This window comes from Streptomyces sp. NPDC001858 (assembly GCF_053594615.1).
This window is the reverse complement of record NZ_JBSFEV010000006.1, coordinates 115,543-133,832: the sequence shown is the minus strand read 5'-3', so window position 1 is coordinate 133,832 and position 18,290 is coordinate 115,543. Positions and strand designations below refer to the sequence as shown.

The window sequence follows — 18,290 nt, the reverse complement described above, 5'->3', positions numbered from 1 at the left end:
CGGCGACGCCGACAGTGTGAGCAGCGCGAGCAGTGACAGCACTGACAGCAGTGCCGGCGCCGCGGGGAGGCTCAGCCCAGGCCGGCCGACTTCAGCCAGGCCTTGGCGACGTCCAGCGGGTCCTTGCTCTCCAACTGCACCTGGGAGTCCAGGTCGAGCAGGGTCTTCGTGTCGAGCTTGGCGGAGACGGCGTTGAGCGCGTCGATGCCCTCCTGGGAGAGCCCGCTCTTGTAGACGAGGGGAGTCACGTTCGCGAATCCGAAGAGGTTCTCCGGGTCCTGGAGGACGACGAACTTCTCCTTGGTGATCGTCGGGTCCGTCGTGAAGAGGTCCGCGGCCTGCACGGTGTTCTGCTTCAGCGCCGCCTGGGTCAGCGGACCGCCCGCGTCGAGCGCCTTGAAGGACTTGAACTTCAGCCCGTAGACCGCCTCCAGGCCGACCATGCCCTGCTGACGGGTCTGGAACTCGGGCGAACCGCCCAGCACCAGCTCCGGGGCGACGTCCTTGAGGTCGGCCAGCGTGGACGCCGCGGTGAGGTTGTACTTCTTCGCGGTCTCCGCGTTGAGCGTGACGGAGTCCTTGTCCTCGGCGGGCGACGACTCCAGCAGCGTCAGCTTGGAGTCGAGCTTGGCCTTCGCCGCGGCGTTCACGGTCTCGAGCGACTTCTGCTCGGCCTTCGCGTCGAGGTAGGCCAGCAACGAGCCGTTGTACTCCGGGAGAACAGTGATGGAACCGTTCTTGAGCAGGCCGTACGTGGTCTCACGGCTGCCGATGTTGGGCTTGTAGGACACCTTGATGCCCTTGGCCTTCAGAGCCTCGCCGTAGATGTCGGCGAGCAGGATGCTTTCGGCGAAGTTGTTGGAGCCGACGACGACGGTGTCGCCCGCCGCCTTGTCGCCGGCCAGCGGATCGGAGGTGTCGTCGGACGAGGAGGAGCATCCCGCCAGCAGGACCGTCATCGCGGCGAGGGCGACGGCCGCTGCACCGGGGTGGTTCCTGAGGGACCTGCTGCTGTGGGCGTTGGAAGTCACGGTTCCCGTTCCGGGCTGGGGAGTCGATAAAATTTCAAACACTGTGGCCTGATCCAATCCAGCCGCTTCTCGGTCAGTCAAGGGTGGCAGGATTACCGATTGGCCTCGATCCGTGATCACTTGTGTGCGGATCGGGAGACCCCCTGTGTACCCCTCCGAAGGCCCCCACCAGGCCCTCGTATGCCGCTTCGTAATCGATTCTTGACGTAGGGCGACGCGCTCGACCGTTCGAATAGGCGATAGTGTCGCCGGAGTTGGCGTCCGCCACAGCAGTCGGCGTCGGCCACGGTTGTGCACGGGGGCCACTCCGGTGTCAGTGAGTTTCGGACACTTGCATGCAGGAAACAGGCAGGAAACAGCACGCATGCAACACCCCCTTGCACGCCTGCAACACCCCTTTGAAGGAGGCCCGGTGTCCACGAAAGAGGTGGACGCGCCCGCCCGGTCGGCACCCTCGGCGCCGTCGTCCGTGCGTCGGAGTCTGCGAAGTTTCGCCGACCGGTGGCCCTTCCAGCGCAAGTTGAACGTACTCGTCGGTATCCCGCTCGCGGTGATCGCCCTGCTGCTGACGTATCTCATCGTCGACCTGGTGCAGGAGTCCAACCGCGCGGAGGACACCGCACGACTGGTGCGGGACAGCACCCAGGTGGCCCGACTCGTCTCCCAACTGCAGAACGAACACCAGCAGGCCATCCTGCTCTCCGTGCGGTACGAGGCGTCGCTCGACGGCGGCGCCCCCTCGACCGACGCCTACCGCCAGGCGCAGGTCGCCGTGGACGCCCAGGTCAGGAAGGTGGCCAGTACCTTCGGCGACCGGCTGCCGGACACCGAGGCACAGGCGCTGCGGGAGATCGAGGGCCTGAACGGGCTGCGCGGCACCGTCGAGCAGGGCTATCTGCCCGCCGACAACATCGACCCCGCGTACTCCGGCGCCGCCAACGGCCTCATCGACGGCCTGGGCCTGGACCGCAACTCCGCGCTGGCCGCCACCTTCACCGGCAACCTGCTCGACTCGCTGCTGCGCGCCGACGCCGCCCACGGCGCCTATGAGACCGGCGTGTTCTCCGCCCGCACCGGCGACAGCAGCGCGCTCATCGAGTTCACCGGCGCGGTCGGCTCGTACGAGCTGTACACCTACCAGGCCCAGCGGTTCGCCCGGTTCGCGACCTCCGCGCAGGCCGAGAAGCTCGGCGACATCGAGCACAACCCCGCGCAGGCCGCCATCAGCCGGCACTTCGCCGAACTGGCCGTCGACCCCAGCACCTTGCAGGCCGAGTCGACGGCCGACATCCGCAGAGCGTTCCGGACGTCCATCGCCTCCTACCCCGACTACAGCGCGCAGGCCGGCACCCGGCTGCAGATCACCACCACGCTCATCGACGAGATCGCCGACCGCGCCGACGACGCCTCGGTCAGCGCCCAGTGGCGCGTGGGCGTGCTGCTGAACCTGACTCTGATCGGCTTCGCGCTCTGGATCGCCCTCTCCATCCTGGTCCGCCGCTCCGTGATTCGTCCGGTGCTGGCACTGACCGGCGCCGCCCAGGAGGTCGCGGACGTCGCCGGCCGCGAGCTGGCCCGGGTCGCCGACGACGACGCCGAGGAGTCCGGCCCCCCGCAGCTGCGCGAACTCCCGGTCACCGCGGACGACGAGATCGGCGAACTCGCCGAGGCCTTCAACAACGTGCAGACCACCGCGGCCGCGCTGCTGGAGCGCCAGGTGCTCAGCCGGCGCAACGTCGCCGAGATGTTCGGCAACGTCGGCCGCCGCGTCAGCAATCTGACGACTCGTCAGCTTGCGTTGATCGACGCGGTGGAGCGCGGCGAGACCGACCCGGCGCTGCTCGAACGCCTCTACTCCATCGACCACATCGCGGTCCGCCTGCGTCGCAACGCCGACAGCCTGATGCTGCTGGCCGGCATCCGCGAGACCGTCCTGGACGGCGGTCCGACCGCCCTCACCAACGTCGTACGCGCCGCGCTGGGCCAGATCGAAGGCTTCCAGCGGGTGCAGCTGCGGGCGTCGACCGAGACCATGGTGGAGCCCGACATCATCGGCGACCTGACGCTGATGATCGCCGAACTCCTCGAGAACGCCGTGGCGTTCTCGCCCGAGGGCAGCCCCGTCGAGGTGGTCGTCGGCACCGACGCCGAGGGCGCGTCGATCACCGTCTCCGACCACGGCCTGGGCATGAGCGTCGAGCGCCTCGCCGAGGAGAACGCGCGTCTGGTGCGCCGCGAACGTCTCGACCTCGTCCCGACGAGGGTGCTCGGCCTGTTCGTGGTCGGCGCGCTCGCCCGTCGCTGGGACGTCGACGTCACGCTGTCGCGCACCCCGGGCGGCGGTGTGACGGCCGAGGTGCTCATCCCGTCGACCCTGCTCCTGACGATGAGCGAGGTCGGCCCGGCGGGCAAGCCCGCCCCCCTCGCCCCGCCGTCCTCCCTCTCCTCCCCGGCCTCCGCCGCGCTCGCCGCCCCGTCGGCGCCCGCGGCCGGCCCCTCCCCCTCCGCCTCGGTCCCGTCCTGGGCCACCAGCGAGGACGACCCGAGCTCGCTCCCCCGCAGAGTGCCCCGCCGCGACCCGGCCCCCGCCGACCACGAGACCGAGCCCTCCCTCATCCCGACGGCCACGGCCGACGACCCGACGACCGACTCGGCCACGATCCACTCCGCTACGGCCCACTCCGCGACGGCCCACTCGGCCACGACGGACTTCGCCGCGGCCGGGGCCGGCACTTCGACCCGTACGACGAAGTCCGAGGCCCGTACGCACGCGGCCGGACCAGGCATCCCGGCCCCCCGCACGGCGGAACCGACGCCGCACACGCGCGTGGAGGAAGGCCCCGAGGCGACCACCCGTACGCCCGAGCCGACAGGCCGCCCCGGACTCCCCACCCGCAGGTCGGAACCGGTCGCGGCAGACGGCGCCGACCGCGCCGACCGCCCCGAGCCCTCCGCCGCGCCGTCACCGCTCGACGGCGACTCCGACGGCGACGGCCCCCGTCCCCTCCGTCGACGCGTCCGCGGCGCCACGCTGCGGACGACCGCCGACGCGGCCGCCCAGCAGGCGGCACGGCAGGCTGTCCGCCCCGCCGACGCGGACGCCGTCCGCAGTGCGCTGGACGAGTTCGAGGCCGCCGTGGCCCGCGCGCACCGCGACACCGTTGGGGACACGGGTGAACACCCGCGCCTCGCCGACGGCCCCACCGACGGCCTCTCCGAAGGCCCCCTCGCTCGCCGGAACGACCGCCGGCGCGACCACCGTCCCGACGAGCACCCCGACCGGGCCGAGCGGACGGAGCGGACACAGCCGTCCGAATCGTCGTCCGAGCGGACCGACCTGATCACCGATCCGATCACCGTCCGGGACACCACGCACCACCAGAACCACCTTCCGGAAGGAGCCGAGCAGTGAGCACGTCGACAGGTGAGACTCCCGCCGGAGACGCCCAGCCGACCGATCTGCGGGCCGCCGCAGCGGACTTTTCCTGGCTGCTCAACCGTTTCGCGATCGAGACCGCAGGCGTCGTGGACGCCATCGCGGTGTCCTCCGACGGGCTGCTGATCGCCGTGTCGGAGCTGCGCGAGCACGCCGACTCCGAACGGCTGGCCGCGATCGTCTCCGGCATGACCAGCCTGGCCGCCGGCGCCTCCGGCAACTACGGCCTGGGCGGACTGAACAAGGTCATCATCGATCTGGAGGGCGGTCATGTGCTGGTCTCCGCGATCGGCAGCGGCGCCGTGCTCGGCGTGGTCACCGACAAGGAGGCCAAGCTGGGCAACATCGCCTACGAGATGACGGTGTTCGCCAACCGCGCCGGCAGCGCGCTCAACCCACAGGTCGTCCTGGAACTCAAGAACAGCGTCGGCGCCACGCGTACGCGTTGACGCGTGCAACCGTAGAGAAAGCGATTTCCGATGGCGGACGGCCGTACCCCGCGCGGGGCAGGCGAGGACGGCGTCGCCCCCGTCGGCCCCGCGCCCGCGGTCCGGCCGTTCCTGGTCACCGCCGGCCGGGTGGCGGGCGGCGCCGGCGAGGCGTCGTCCGGCCGGACGATGCCCGTGGAAACCCAGTTGGTGGCCACCGCCGACGGGCTCGGCGCGCTCGGCCGGCTCTCCTTCGAACAGCACGACATCGTCGCCGCCTGCCGCGTGCCGCAGTCCATCGCGGAGATCGCGGCCAGGCTGCGGCTGCACCTGAACGTGGTGCGCGTTCTCGCCGAGGACCTGCGGTCGGCGGGACAGCTGTCGGTGCACGTGCCCGACTCCGGCGTCACCCACGACGCATCCGTTCTGCGCAGGGTTATCGATGGCCTGCGGGCCATCCCCGACTCCCGGGGGGTACTCCGTGACACCGACTGAACCGCTGGTCCGCACCTCGGCCGGGCAGGCCGCCGTACGGCCGCCGCTGCCGGTGAAACTGGTGGTCGCGGGCGGCTTCGGCGTGGGCAAGACCACCGCCGTCGGCTCGATCTCCGAGATCGAGCCGCTGACCACCGAAGCGGCCATCACCGAGGTCGCGGCCGGGGTGGACGACCTCAGCCACACCCCGCGCAAGACCACCACCACGGTCGCGATGGACTTCGGCTGCATCACCATCGACCCCACCCTGAAGCTGTACCTGTTCGGCACCCCCGGACAGGAGCGGTTCGGTTTCATGTGGGACGACATCGTGGAGGGCGCGATCGGCGGACTCGTCATCGTCGACACCCGCCGTCTCGACGACTGCTACGCCGCCGTCGACTACTTCGAGCACAAGCAGATCCCGTTCGCCGTTGCGGTAAACGCTTTCGACGGCCATGTCGCGCACACGCTGGACGAGGTCCGCTGGGCCCTCGACGTGTCGGACGGCGTCCCGCTCCTGGTCTTCGACGCCCGCGAGCGCGGCTCGGTACGGGACGCCCTGCTCGTCGTGCTGGAACAGGCGCTGGCCCGCTCGGAGGGCTGAGGAACGGGCGCAGGGGTGCGCTCAGGTGCGGCTCGGACCCACTCGGGTACGGAGGGGCAACGGCCTCCCCCGCACCCGAGTCGTCCGTTCATCGTCGACCACGGCCCCGGCAAGATCGAGACGCTCGGGAGGGCACTGCACTCCTGTTTCGGTAACCGGTTGCCGGCCCAGACCCTGAGCGGGGTCGCCGCGCTCTCCCTGCCCGGGATGCTGTTCGAGGTCGACGCGGTCGCCGTCCGGCCTACGCCTCGGGGCCCGGCCCTGTCGCCGTCCCTCGGTTGAGCGACCGGGCCAGCACGGCCGCGCCGACGGGTACCGCGACGAGACTGCCGACGAGGATGCCGATGCCGGCGTCGTCCAGCCCCGGAAAGGCCCAGTTCACCGCTGCGGCGCCCAGCAGGGTCGTCGTGGCCAGCGCCAGGAGGGCGGCCACGACCGCGCGCCGACGCCGGGGCCCCGCGCGGTAGGCGTCCGCCGCGGGCTGGACGGCGAACCCGGCCGCCATCAGAAAGACGAGACCGGGGTCGGGCAGCCGGCCGAACAGCCACATGACCAGGGTGACGACCCCGGCGAACGCGAGGCCGACGAGTTCCATCTCGACGGTGGACACCACCACGTCCCTCGGACGGTGCGGCGCCGGGCGGTTCCCGCTGTCCTCCTCGTCGGCCACGTCGGCAGAGTAGCCGACGACACGGCGAATGCCCCCTGGTGCGGGCTCAGTTGCTCCTGCGCACCCCCGGCGACACCGTCAGCTTCGTCGCCGCCCAGAACAGCGCGAGCGTGGCGAGGGCCAGGCCGGCGACCAGGGTGGCGCCGCCCACGACCTTCTCGTAGTCGTGCTGGTAGAGGCCGTCGACGATGTAGCGGCCGAGGCCGCCGAGGCTGACGTACGCGGCGATGGTGGCCGTGGAGACGATCTGGATGGCCGCCGAGCGCAGCCCGCCGAGGACGATCGGGAGCGCGACGGGCAGTTCGACGCGCAGCAGGATGTCGGACTCGCGCATGCCCATGCCGCGAGCGGCGTCCACCGGGGAGGGATCGACGGAGCGCATCGCCTCGTAGGTGGTGACCAGGATCGGCGGGACGGCGAGGACGACCAGCGGGATCATCACGGGCAGCATGCCGAACCCGAGCACGATGGTCGTGACGACGAGCAGACCGAAGGTGGGCAGCGCCCTGCCCGCGGTGGCGACGAGGGAGAGGACGTTTCCGCCCCGCCCGTAGTGACCGGTGACCAGGCCGATCGGCAGTCCGATCATCGCCGCGAGGGCGAGCGCCTCCAAGGAGTACTGCACGTGTTCCCACAGTCGGGTGGGGATTCCGTCGTAACCCTGCCAGTGCGCGCTGTCATTGAAGAAAGCGTTTACGAAATTGAGTACGTTCACCGGGCTGCGTCCTCCAGGGCGGGCACGGCCGGATCGGGCCGCCGGCCCCCGGCGGGCTTGGACTTTCCGCCGCCCGCTCCACGTTTTCCGTCCTTGCCGCTCTTGCCGCCGTTGCCGCTCTTGCCGCCCGTTCCGCTCGGCATCCAGGGGGTGAGCAGGATGCGGAGGCCGACCAGCGCGGCGTCCGCCAGGACCGCCAGAGCGGCGCTGGTGATCACGGAGTTCCAGGCGAGTTCCGGCCGGTTGTAGATCTGCGCGTCGTGCAGCAGGTTGCCGAGCGCGCCCTGGTTGCCGATGAGCATGCCGACGCTGACGAGGCTGATGCTGGACACGGTGGCCACCCGCAGACCGGCGATGATGGCGGGCACCGCGATCGGCAACTGGACCTGGAGGTAACGGCGTACGGGACCGAAGCCCATGGCGGTCGCGGCGGCCAGGGTCTCCTGCGGCACCGAGCGGACGCCGTCGACGATCGCCGGGACCAGCACGACCAGGGTGTAGATCGTGAGCGGGATCATCACCGTCAGTTCGGTCTGGCCGGTGTAGTCGATGAGGACGACGAAGAAGGCCAGGGACGGGATGGCGTAGAGCACGGTCGTCACCCAGAGCACGGGCGGATACAGCCAGCGCAGCCGCACGCACAGCTGGGCCAGCGGGAGCGCGAGCAGCAGCCCGCCGAGCACCGGCAGCAGGGCCTCGCGCAGATGCAGCCCGACCAGACCGAGCCAGTCGTGCTGGAGGTCGCTGGGGATGTCGAAGAAGCGGTTCACCGGGCGACCTTCTGGGCGGTCTTCCCGCCGGCCTGCTGTTCCTCACGGCCTGCCGCGTGGGCGCCCCGGATGGCCTCGCCGATGGCCGCCTGCGAGACGACTCCGGCGGCCCGTCCCTCGGCGTCCACGGCCACCGCCCAGCCGGTGGGCGACAGCACGGCGCAGTCGAGGGCGGCCCGCAGCGAGTCCTGCCCGGCGACGAACGGCCGCCCGTACGGCAGCAGTCGGTCGACGTCGACCCGTCCGGCCGTGAGCTCACCGGGCTCGCTCCAGCCGAGCGGACGGCCGTCCAGGCCGGTAACAAGGAGGTAAGGGGTTTCTTCCGCACCGCGAGCGGCGATCTGCTCGGCGGTGGCGTCGATCGCGACGATCGGCGCGGTGAGCAGTTCCAGGCCGGCCGAGGAGAAGAAGGACAGGCGTCGGATGCCCCGGTCGGCGCCGAGGAAGTCCTCGACGAACGCGTCGGCGGGGTCGGACAGCAGCTCGGCGGGCGGCGCGAACTGCGCGAGCCGGCCGCCGGTGCGCAGTACGGCGACCATGGTGCCGAGCTTGACGGCCTCGTCGATGTCGTGCGTGACGAAGACGATCGTCTTGCCCAACTCCGACTGGATGCGCAGGAGTTCCTCCTGCAGGCCCTTGCGGACGACGGGGTCGACGGCGGAGAACGGCTCGTCCATCAGCAGCACCGGCGGATCGGCGGCGAGCGCGCGGGCCACGCCGACGCGCTGCTGCTGACCGCCGGAGAGCTGATAGGGGTAGCGCTTGGCGAACGAGGCGTCGAGCCCCACCCGTTCCATCAGCTCACGGGCCCTCTCGCGGGCCTTGTCCTTGCTCCAGCCGAGCAGCCGGGGCACGGTGGCGATGTTGTCGACGATCGTGCGGTGCTGGAAGAGTCCGGCGTTCTGGATGACGTAACCCATCGACCGGCGCAGCGTGTTGACCGGTTGCTGACGGCTGTCGACGCCGTCGATGAGGATCGTGCCCTCGCTGGGCTCCACCATCCGGTTGATCATCCGCAGGGTGGTCGTCTTGCCGCAGCCCGAGGGGCCGACCAGGACGGTGATCGCACGGTCCGGTATGTCGAGAGAGAGCCGGTCGACCGCCACCGTGCCGTCCGGGTATCGCTTGGTGACTGAATCTATCCGTATCAAAACGCCGAATACCCTTCGGGTGTGGCAAGTTCTGCCCGCGCTCGACCACGCGAGTTCGGGCCGTTGCGGGGAGAGTCTAAACCGGTTACCAGATCAACATCCCGCCGCCGATCCCTCGATCCGTTCTGTGCGCAACCTGTGAGTCCGCTGATTCTCACTCTTCCCTCAGGACCGGCTCAGGGATCCCCCAGACACCGCCCCGATCGTCATGGCCATGAACGAAACGAACGCGGGAGGCGTCCGGCAGCGCTCGGTCGAGATCGTGGTGCCGGTGTACAACGAGGCGCATGTCCTCGCCGGCAGCATCGGCCGTCTCCACGCATACCTCGAAGAGTCCTTCCCGTTCCCGTTCCGCATCACGATCGCGGACAACGCCAGCACGGACCGCACCTGGTACGCAGCGACCGATCTGACCCTCCGTCTCCCGCACGTGCACGCCGTGCGGCTGGAGCAGAAGGGCCGGGGCCGCGCCCTGAAACATGTGTGGAACCGCTCCAGCGCCGATGTCGTGGCGTACATGGACGTGGACCTGTCGACGGGTCTGGAGGCCTTCCTCCCCCTGGTCGCTCCGCTGTTGTCCGACCACAGCGACCTCGCCATCGGCAGTCGGCTGCACCGCCAGGCGAGCGTGGTCCGGGGCGCCAAGCGGGAGTTCGTGTCCCGCTCCTACAACCTGCTGCTGAAGGCCGGCCTCGGCGCCCGTTTCTCCGACGCGCAGTGCGGCTTCAAGGCCGTCCGCGCCGACGTCTTCCGCGCGCTCGCCCCGCACATCGAGGACACCGCCTGGTTCTTCGACACCGAACTGCTGGTGCTGGCCCAGCGCAACGGACTCCGCGTCCACGAGGTGCCGGTCGACTGGACCGACGACCCCGACAGCCGCGTCGACATCGTCCGCACGGCCGTGGACGAACTCAAGGGCATGGGCCGGATGCTCCGTTCCACCCTCTCCGGCCGCACCCGGATCCCCGCCGTGCCCCGCCGCGTCGCCATCCCCCAGGCGCCGGCCGCACGCGCCGCCTCCCCCGCCGTCCTGCCCACCGGGGCGACCACCCACCTGGAGTACGCGTCATGACGACCCTCGCCCCGCCGCCCGTACCCGTCCAGGAGGACGGCCCCCGCCACCGGGCGGCGCCGCCGGCCGACGGCGGACCCGCCGCCCGCGCCAGGCGCCTGTTCACCGGCGCCCCCGACGACCCCCGCTGGGCGCGCCCGGCCCTCTGGGCGATCCTCGTCCTGGCCACGGCCCTCTACGCCTGGAACCTCTCCTCGATCACCGGTAACACTTTCTACGACGCCGCCGTCTACAGCGGCACCAAGAGCTGGAAGGCGTTCTTCTTCGGAGCCCTGGACGCCGGCAGTTTCATCACGGTCGACAAACCGCCGTTCGCCCTGTGGGTGATGGGGCTGTCCGCCCGCGTCCTCGGATACGGCACCTGGCAGCTGATGCTGCCGATGGTCGCCGTGGGAACCGGTTCCGTCGCGCTTCTCTACCGGCTGGTCAAGCGGGACTTCGGCGCCGTGGCGGGGACGATCTCCGCGCTGGCGTTGACGCTCACCCCCATCACGGTCGCCATCACCCGGGACACCAACCCGGACCCGGTCCTCGTCTTCCTGATGCTGCTGGGCGCGGCCGCGCTGCTGAAAGCCGTGCGCACCGGTCGGCTGATGCCGCTGGTGTGGTCGGGCGTCGCCATCGGTTTCGCGTTCAACACGAAGATGATGCAGGCGTACGTGGTGCTGCCTGCCTTCTTCCTGGTGTACCTGTGGGCCGCGCACGGCTCGCTGGGCAGGCGGATCCGCAATCTGGCGGTCGGCACGGTCGCGCTGGTCGTCTCCAGCGCCTGGTGGATGGCGGTCGTCGACCTGATCCCGGCCTCGTCCCGGCCGTACATCGGCGGTTCGACCGACAACACGGTCTGGGACCTGGTCATCGGCTACAACGGTTTCGGCCGTATCTTCGGGGCGAGTTCCTCGGTGGGCTCGCAGGGCAACGGCGCGAGCTTCGGCGGCGACGCGGGCCTGTACCGGATGTTGAACGAGATCATGGGCGGCCAGATCTCCTGGCTGATCCCCTTCGCGGCGATCGCGCTCGTGGCCGGTCTCGTCCTGCGCGGCCGGGCGCCCCGTACGGACGCCAAGCGCGCCGCGCTGATGCTGTGGGGCGGCTGGTTCGTCCTGCACTATCTGACCTTCGCGCTCGCCGAGGGCACCTTCCACCCCTACTACGTCACCGCCATGGCTCCCGGCATCGCGGCCCTGGCCGGCGCGGGCGGCGTGATGCTCTACAACGCTTTCCGCAACGGATCTGCGGCGCGCTGGAGTTGGGTGCTGCCGGCCGCGATCGCGGCGAGCTCGGTCTGGGCGGTCGTCCTGCTCCAGCGGGTCTCCGGCTCCGGAACGCTGTACACCGTCGCCGAGGTCGTGACCGGTACGGCGGGAGCCGCCTCGGTGATCGGACTGCTGGTCGGCCGGTTCACGAAGCGCCGGCGGCTGACAGTCGTCGCCGCGCTGGCGGCGGTCGTGGCGCTGCTCGCCGGTCCGGCCGCCTACTCGGCCTCGGCCGCCACCTCCAGCACCAACGGCACCAACCCGACGGCCGGTCCGAGCACCGGCGGCGGCATGGGCGGGGGCGGCATGGGCGGGGGCGGCGGTCAGCGACCCAGCGACACGGCCGACGGTCCGGGCACCAACTCCGGTACGGCGCAGAGCGGTTCGGGCGACGGCCAGGAGACGGGCGAGCCGCCGTCGAACAGCAACGACTCGACGAACAGCGACAGCTCGACGAACAGCGACAGCTCGACGGAGTCCGGTGCGACCGACTCCGGTACCACGGAGTCCGGCACGACCGACAGCGGCACTGGCGGCGGCACCGGCGGTGGCATGGGCGGCGGCGGGACCCAGGTGTCGTCCGCAATGATCACGTACCTGAAGAAGAACCAGGACGGCGCCCTCTGGCTGGTGGCGGTGGCCACGGACCAGACGGCCTCCTCGATCATCCTGGAGTCCGGTGAGCCGGTCATCTCGATGGGCGGCTGGTCCGGCAGCGACAACGCGATGACGCTCGCCAAGCTCAAGAGCCTGGTGAAGGCGGGCAAGCTGCACTACATCGTCGTCAGCGACAGCGGCCAGGGCTCCTCGAACACCGAGATCTCGACCTGGGTCAAGGCGAACGCCACGGCCGTGTCCGACTACAGCGGTCTCTACCGCCTGGACGCGTCCGACGTCAGCTGAGAAACCCCGTGCGGCACAGTGGACAGTCCGTACCCACGCGAAGGGCGGGCCGCCGGATTCACCGGCGGCCCGCCCTTCCCCCCGTTTCCGCGACGGTCACTGACCTCGTCCCGAGGTCCAGGCGACGAGCGTCGCGCCCCAGTCGAGGAGCCATAGGGCCGCGCCCAGGACACCCGCCTCGACGCTCACGCCACCGCCGCTGCTGCCGCCGCCGTCGGGAAACCCCCGGTGCGCAGCACGCGCCCGCCGGGCAGTACGGCGTACACCTCGCAGCCGTCCTGCTCCGCCGCCCACTCGACGCCCTCCGCGCCCATGGCGAACGCGGCCGTGGCGACGGTGTCGGCCTCGGTCAGGGTCGGGGCCACGACGGTGAGGCTGTCGAGGCCGCTGGCCGGGCGGCCGGTGCGGCCGTCGAGGATGTGGTCGCCGCGCTCGTAGCGCGCGGAGGTCGCGACCGCCCCGTCGGTGAGATCGAGGACGGTGCACAGCTTGTCGGCGAGCTCGGGGTGCCGTACGCCGACCCGCCAGGGCCCGCCGGAGACGACCACGTCACCGCCGGCGTTGAGGCAGAACCGGCCGATCCCGGCCCCGGTCAGCAGCTCCGCCGCCCGCTGCACGGACCAGCCCTTGACCACCGCGCAGGGGTCGAAGCCGCGCCCGGGCAGCCGGACGTCGAAGGCGCCGCCGGTGGCCGCCCGATAGCGCTCGCAGATGTCGAGGACCTCCACAAGGTCGGCGCTCAGCTCGTCCGCCGCCAGCTCGCCCCGGCCGTACCGGGACACCTCGCTGTCGGCCTTGAACGGGCTGAACCGTGCGTCGACCTCGCGCAGCCAGGCGAACACGGCGTCCCCGGTCTCGTCGCGGACGACGGTGTCGTCGACCCGCAGCGAGACCGGAAACCCCATGACGTGTTCGACGCGGTGCATGTCAGGCGCCCTTCGCATCGATGGCGGCCTGGAGGGACTCCCGGTAACCGTCGCTCGTGATCGTCGCACCGGAAACCGTGTCGATGTCCGCACTCTGCGCGGTAAGCGTTTCCGCAATCAGCTTCGGCACCGCGGCCGTCGTCTGCGGATGATTCGGCTGCTTCAGCATGTCCACAGCCGTGATCTTGTCGCCCTCGAAGGTGACCTGAACCTGGACGTCGCCCTTCTCGGTGTTCACGGTCGAGCCCGCCACGGTCTGCGAGGCCGCAGCGGAGGCAGAAGCCGAACCAGAAGCCGAAGGGGACGCCGAGGCGGCTGCCGCCTGGGCGTCGATGGCGGCCTGGAGGGACTCCCGGTAACCGTCGCTCGTGATGGTCGCGCCGGAAACGGTGTCGATGTCCGCGCTCTGCGCCGTAAGCGTTTCCGCAACCAGTTTCGGCACCGCGGCCGTCGTCTGCGGATGATTCGGCTGCTTGAGCATCTTCACAGCCGTGATCTTGTCGCCGTCGTAGGTCAACTGGACCTGGACGTCGCCCTTCTCCGTGGTCACGGTCGTACCGGTGAAGGTGGTCGATCCCGAGGCCGGGGCGGAGGAGGACACGGAGGGCGTCGAGGCGGCCTCGCTGGTGGACGTCGTCCCGGTCGACGGCTCGTAGCGCCAGATCGGGATCAGGCCGGCCACGGAGAGGACCAGGACAGGTATTGCTCGCTTCACGTCGTCTCTCTCATCCCGCCAGGCTGAAGCGCTCGAAGTGGATCTGCGGCTTGGGCACGTCGAGCTCGCGCAGGGTGCCCAGGACCGCGTTCATCATCGGCGGCGGACCGCACAGGAAGACGTCCCGCTCCGCGATGTCCGGCACCAGCGCGACGAGTTCGCGCGGCGCCAGCCGGTCGGGCACCGGCGGTCCGGTGACCAGGTGCAGTTCGGCGCCCTTGGCGAGCGCGAGGTCGCGCAGCTCGTCGTAGAGGACGGCGTCGCGCTCGCCCGCCACCCGGTAGATGACGATCGCGTGCCCGTGGATCTCCTCCAGGAGCGCCCGGATCGGGGTCACGCCGACGCCGCCGGCGATGAGCAGGGCCTCCGGTCGGGTGCGGTGCATCGCGGTGAAGGCGCCGTAGGGGCCCTCGGCGAAGACGCGGGTGCCGGGCTTGAGGTGGCGCAGGCCCGCGGAGCCGTCGCCGGCCGCCTTCGCGGTCAGCCGCAGCCGGGTGCCGTCGGGCGCGGCCGACAGGGAGAAGGGGTTCGCCTGCCACCAGCGGTCCTTGGTCAGGAACCGCCAGAGGAAGAACTGGCCGGCCCGGGCGGGCAGCCGGTCCAGGTCCCGACCGGTGATGTAAACGGATACGACGTTGTCCGCCTCCGGTACGACCGCCTCGACGCGCAGCTGGTGGCGCCAGTTGCGCCAGAGCGGCAGGACGAACCGGCCCAGGACCACCGAGCCGAGGGCGACGCCCCACACCCCGTACCAGTAAGCGGTTGCGACAGAGGAAGCGGTGAAGGTCGTGCCGACCGCGACCTGGTGGGTGAAGGCCAGCACCACCGCGACATACGTGTACAGGTGGATGAAGTGCCAGGTCTCATAGGCGAGGCGACGGCGGGCCCAGCGGGCGGAGACGCCGCCGATGACCAGGATCAGCACCATCGCGACGGCGGCGCGCAGCACGCCCTCGACGGTCTCGGCGAGGTCGACGAGCTGGCTCACCGGATTCATCGACGAGGACTCGGCGTAGCCGAAGGTGATGAACACCACGTGGCCGACCAGCGTCCACAGCAGACCGAAGCCGGTCCAGCGGTGCCAGTTGGTCAGCCGGTCCATGCCGATGCGGCGGTCCAGCCAGGGCAGCCGGGCCACCAGCAACAGCTGGAACGCCATCAGCAGGGCGGCGTACAGACCGGCGAATCTGCCGATCACGACGAGCGTGTTGGAGGCGAAGCCCGCCTGGACTGCGAAGAGGGTCACGACGGCCGCGTTCGCGGCCAGCACGGCGTACAGACCCGTGCGGGCCACTACTTTGGGACGTATCGCCGTGGGGGGGACGGGAGGCGATTGGACGGTCGTCACGGACGGAAACTCCTAGATCGGGTCCTCATAACAGAGAGCTTCTCCGTGCTTTGCTGTCGTTTTCCTGTCGTACAACTTTCAAGATCTTATCGATCCGTGCGCGCACGAGACGCGGGTCTGGCGCTTCCGGGTGGGTGGCGCACTATGGGCGGGTGGAAAAAGTACGACTCCTCGTCGTGGACGACGACCCGCCGATCGCCGATCTCGTGGCGACGGTCGCCCGCTACGAGGGCTGGGACGCTATCACCGCGAACTCGGGTGAGGAGGCGCTGCGCCGCGCCGCCGACTTCCATCCCGACATCGTGGTGCTCGACCTGATGCTGCCCGACATCGACGGCTTCGGCGTGCTCGACCGGCTGCGGCACTCCGGAACGATGGTGCCGGTGGTGTTCCTCACGGCGCGCGACGGGGTCGCCGACCGGGTCGCGGGGCTGACCCGCGGCGGGGACGACTATCTGGTGAAACCGTTTGCGGTGGAGGAGCTGATGGCCCGGCTGCGGACCGTGCTGCGACGCAGTTCGGGGCCCGCGTTCCAGCGTTCCGTGCTGCGGGTGGCGGATCTGACCATGGACGAGGACACCCGGGAGGTCAGGCGCGACGGAAAACTCCTCACGCTCACGCCCACCGAGTACGAGGTGCTGCGCTATCTGATGCGCAAGTCCCCGACCGTGCTGACCAAGGCGCAGATCCTCGATCACGTGTGGGAATACGGTTTCGGCGGCCGTTCCAACGTCGTCGAGCTGGTCGTCAGCCGGTTGCGGCGCAAGCTCGACGCGACGGGCGACGACCCGCTGATCCAAACGGTTCGCGGTTTCGGATACGTCCTGCGGCAGGCGGCCGAGTGATCCGCCGCCTCTGGCAGGCCTACCGCAGACTGCGGCTGGGCACGCGGCTCGCCCTCGGTCTGGGCGCGCTGTCGCTGGTCGTGTTCGCCGTGGTCGGCGCCACGCTGACGATGTACATGCGCGACTATCTCGACCATCAGCTGCGCGACCAGATCAAGCTGGTGCAGGTGGTGCAGTCCAAGGACGCCAAGGCGCACGGCATCGTGGAGCGCAAGCCGTACTACGGCTGGTACACCGCCGTGTACGACGTCTCGGCGGGCTCCGCCGTGCTGCGCAAGCCGGCCGACGTGCCCGCGGACACCACCGCGCTGACCGCCCTCGCCCAGCGCATGCAGAACTCCACCAGCGAGGTCACCCGGACGGTACGGATCGACGGCGAGGGCGACTATCTGCTGCGCGCCTGCGAGGTCTCGCCCGGCGTGGTGCTGGTGAGCGCCGCGCCGACGGGAAACATCGACGGCACCGTGCGCCGGCTGATCACCACGCAGGTGGTGGCCTTCGGCCTCGCCCTGCTGGCACTCGTGGTGTTCGGCCGACGGATGCTGAAACGCGGTCTGAAACCGCTGAGCGACATGGCGCACACCGCGCACGGCATCGCCTCGCACGACCTGACCGAGTCGGCGTCCCGGCTGCACCTGCGCGCGGACGCGCCCGGCGGCGGCCCCGAGGTGGAGGAGCTGCGCACGGCCTTCAACACGATGCTGGAGCACATCGACGACTCCCTCGCCGTGCGCGCGCAGGCCGAGCAGCGGCTGCGTCGTTTCGTCGCCGACGCCTCGCACGAGCTGCGCACGCCGCTGATGTCGGTACGCGGTTACGCGGATCTTTTCCAGTACGCGGCGGCCAACGCCCCCGAGGAGCGTGACAAACACCTGGCCCGGCTGCGCGCCGAGGCCGCGCGGATGGGCGTCCTCCTCGACGATCTGCTGCTCCTGGCCCGGCTCGACGCGGCCGAGGTGGAAACACCGCTGCGCATGGAGAACGCCGACCTGGTGGAGCTGGTCGAGCAGGCCGCCGACGCGTTTCGCGCGAGCCATCCCGGCCATCCGCTGACGGTGTCCCCGGCCCCGGCCGCTGTACTCCTTCGGATGGACCCGCACCGCATCCGCCAGGTGCTGGACAACCTCCTGACCAACGCGGCCGTGCACACGCCGGCCGGCACCCCGGTCCGGGTCGAGGTCACCGTCTCGTCGGGCACGGCCCGGGTGCATGTCTGCGACCGCGGTCCCGGCATACCGCCCGAGGACCGCGACCGCGTCTTCGACCGCTTCTACCGCGTCGACAAGGCCCGCAGCCGCGACCGCGGCGGCAGCGGCCTCGGCCTGTCGGTCGCCCGCTCCCTGGTGCGGGCACACGGCGGCTCGCTGGAGCTGGACGCCACGACGGCGGCCACGGTCTTCACCATGACGCTGCCACTGGTCCCGTCCGCTGACCGACGAACGGGCCCAAGCGCTCAACGGACAACACCCGGCGACACCTCGACACCAACGCCGACGCACTGAAGACGGCGGCCCGCCTCCGCTCCGCCCACCCCCACCGAACGCCGACAACCTGACGACACACCTCCCCGCCAAGCGGCCCACAGTCTGCCGCGTCACCACCTGGCGGCCCACGGTCTGTCGCTTCACCACCGAACAAACCGCCGCCTGCCATCTCATCGCCAAGCGGCGCGCACGTCCGCTCCGCCCACCCCCGCCGGACAACGCACCGCCGGGCGACCACCGTCTGGCGTCCCGCAGGCAGGCAGCACACCACCACCCGCCCGGCACCCAAGCGGCCCACCGCCACCGCCCCGCAGCCAACCGACCCACCGCCCGCCGACTCGCCGCCCCGGTGCCAAGCCACCGGGCCACCGCGCCACCGCGCCACCGCGCCACCGCGCCACCGCGCCACCGCGCCACCGCGCCACCGCGCCACCGCGCCACCGCGCCACCGCGCCACCG

Annotated in this window: 16 protein-coding genes and 1 pseudogene; 9 read left to right on the top strand and 8 right to left on the bottom strand. The window is 70.7% G+C overall.

Annotated features, from left to right (window positions below):
• Positions 1-71 precede the first annotated feature (71 nt).
• Positions 72-1,031, bottom strand: coding sequence for an ABC transporter substrate-binding protein (locus ACWCPF_RS10975; protein ID WP_451044679.1), 960 nt, complete (start codon positions 1,029-1,031; stop codon positions 72-74).
• Between the two features lie 412 nt (positions 1,032-1,443).
• On the opposite strand from ACWCPF_RS10975, the gene ACWCPF_RS10970 reads away from it, so the two are divergent.
• From ACWCPF_RS10970 to ACWCPF_RS10950, 5 genes and pseudogenes are all read left to right on the top strand, one after another.
• Entirely contained in the window at positions 1,444-4,443 is a 3,000-nt protein-coding gene (locus ACWCPF_RS10970) for an ATP-binding protein (RefSeq protein WP_451044678.1), read from the top strand.
• Positions 4,440-4,916: a roadblock/LC7 domain-containing protein gene (locus ACWCPF_RS10965; protein ID WP_451044677.1), complete on the top strand. Its 477-nt coding sequence runs from the start codon at positions 4,440-4,442 to the stop codon at positions 4,914-4,916. The genes ACWCPF_RS10970 and ACWCPF_RS10965 overlap by 4 nt, the downstream gene beginning before the upstream one ends.
• 30 nt (positions 4,917-4,946) lie before the next feature.
• Entirely contained in the window at positions 4,947-5,390 is a 444-nt protein-coding gene (locus tag ACWCPF_RS10960) for a DUF742 domain-containing protein (protein ID WP_451044676.1), read from the top strand.
• The gene (locus ACWCPF_RS10955; RefSeq protein WP_451044675.1) at positions 5,377-5,976 is read left to right on the top strand and encodes a GTP-binding protein; all 600 of its coding nucleotides are present in this window, start codon (positions 5,377-5,379) and stop codon (positions 5,974-5,976) included. Before ACWCPF_RS10960 ends, ACWCPF_RS10955 begins: the two co-directional genes overlap by 14 nt.
• Before the next feature lie 87 nt (positions 5,977-6,063).
• Positions 6,064-6,258 (top strand): annotated as a pseudogene (locus ACWCPF_RS10950) (RidA family protein); the annotation flags it as partial.
• Here ACWCPF_RS10950 and ACWCPF_RS10945 read toward each other — a convergent pair.
• The 4 genes from ACWCPF_RS10945 to ACWCPF_RS10930 are packed head-to-tail and all read right to left on the bottom strand — an operon-like array spanning position 6,218 to position 9,282.
• Complete coding sequence (locus tag ACWCPF_RS10945) at positions 6,218-6,646, bottom strand: hypothetical protein (RefSeq protein ID WP_451044674.1); 429 nt, start codon at positions 6,644-6,646, stop codon at positions 6,218-6,220. The pseudogene ACWCPF_RS10950 and the gene ACWCPF_RS10945 overlap by 41 nt on opposite strands.
• 46 nt (positions 6,647-6,692) lie before the next feature.
• Positions 6,693-7,361 (bottom strand): ABC transporter permease, encoded by a 669-nt coding sequence (locus ACWCPF_RS10940; protein ID WP_451044673.1) that lies wholly within the window; start codon positions 7,359-7,361, stop codon positions 6,693-6,695.
• The gene (locus ACWCPF_RS10935; RefSeq protein ID WP_451044672.1) at positions 7,358-8,131 is read right to left on the bottom strand and encodes an ABC transporter permease; all 774 of its coding nucleotides are present in this window, start codon (positions 8,129-8,131) and stop codon (positions 7,358-7,360) included. The genes ACWCPF_RS10940 and ACWCPF_RS10935 overlap by 4 nt, the downstream gene beginning before the upstream one ends.
• The gene (locus ACWCPF_RS10930) at positions 8,128-9,282 is read right to left on the bottom strand and encodes an ABC transporter ATP-binding protein (protein ID WP_451044671.1); all 1,155 of its coding nucleotides are present in this window, start codon (positions 9,280-9,282) and stop codon (positions 8,128-8,130) included. The genes ACWCPF_RS10935 and ACWCPF_RS10930 overlap by 4 nt, the downstream gene beginning before the upstream one ends.
• Before the next feature lie 214 nt (positions 9,283-9,496).
• Between ACWCPF_RS10930 and ACWCPF_RS10925 the strand changes: the two genes are divergently transcribed.
• Together ACWCPF_RS10925 and ACWCPF_RS10920 are read left to right on the top strand one after the other, a co-directional pair.
• Positions 9,497-10,354, top strand: coding sequence for a dolichyl-phosphate beta-glucosyltransferase (locus ACWCPF_RS10925; RefSeq protein ID WP_451044670.1), 858 nt, complete (start codon positions 9,497-9,499; stop codon positions 10,352-10,354).
• Positions 10,351-12,513, top strand: a complete 2,163-nt coding sequence (locus tag ACWCPF_RS10920) for an ArnT family glycosyltransferase (protein WP_451044669.1) — start codon at positions 10,351-10,353, stop codon at positions 12,511-12,513. The genes ACWCPF_RS10925 and ACWCPF_RS10920 overlap by 4 nt, the downstream gene beginning before the upstream one ends.
• A 185-nt stretch (positions 12,514-12,698) precedes the next feature.
• Here the strand turns inward: ACWCPF_RS10920 and ACWCPF_RS10915 are convergent, their stop codons facing one another.
• The 3 genes from ACWCPF_RS10915 to ACWCPF_RS10905 are packed head-to-tail and all read right to left on the bottom strand — an operon-like array spanning position 12,699 to position 15,502.
• Positions 12,699-13,439, bottom strand: a complete 741-nt coding sequence (locus tag ACWCPF_RS10915; RefSeq protein ID WP_451044668.1) for an FAD:protein FMN transferase — start codon at positions 13,437-13,439, stop codon at positions 12,699-12,701.
• A 1-nt stretch (position 13,440) separates the two neighbouring features.
• On the bottom strand, positions 13,441-14,154 hold the full coding sequence (locus ACWCPF_RS10910) for an FMN-binding protein (RefSeq protein ID WP_451044667.1): 714 nt from the start codon (positions 14,152-14,154) through the stop codon (positions 13,441-13,443).
• Between the two features lie 10 nt (positions 14,155-14,164).
• Positions 14,165-15,502, bottom strand: coding sequence for a ferredoxin reductase family protein (locus ACWCPF_RS10905; protein WP_451044666.1), 1,338 nt, complete (start codon positions 15,500-15,502; stop codon positions 14,165-14,167).
• A 152-nt stretch (positions 15,503-15,654) separates the two neighbouring features.
• On the opposite strand from ACWCPF_RS10905, the gene ACWCPF_RS10900 reads away from it, so the two are divergent.
• On the top strand, positions 15,655-16,347 hold the full coding sequence (locus tag ACWCPF_RS10900; RefSeq protein WP_451044665.1) for a response regulator transcription factor: 693 nt from the start codon (positions 15,655-15,657) through the stop codon (positions 16,345-16,347).
• On the top strand, positions 16,344-17,849 hold the full coding sequence (locus tag ACWCPF_RS10895) for a sensor histidine kinase (protein WP_451044664.1): 1,506 nt from the start codon (positions 16,344-16,346) through the stop codon (positions 17,847-17,849). Before ACWCPF_RS10900 ends, ACWCPF_RS10895 begins: the two co-directional genes overlap by 4 nt.
• Positions 17,850-18,290 lie beyond the last annotated feature (441 nt).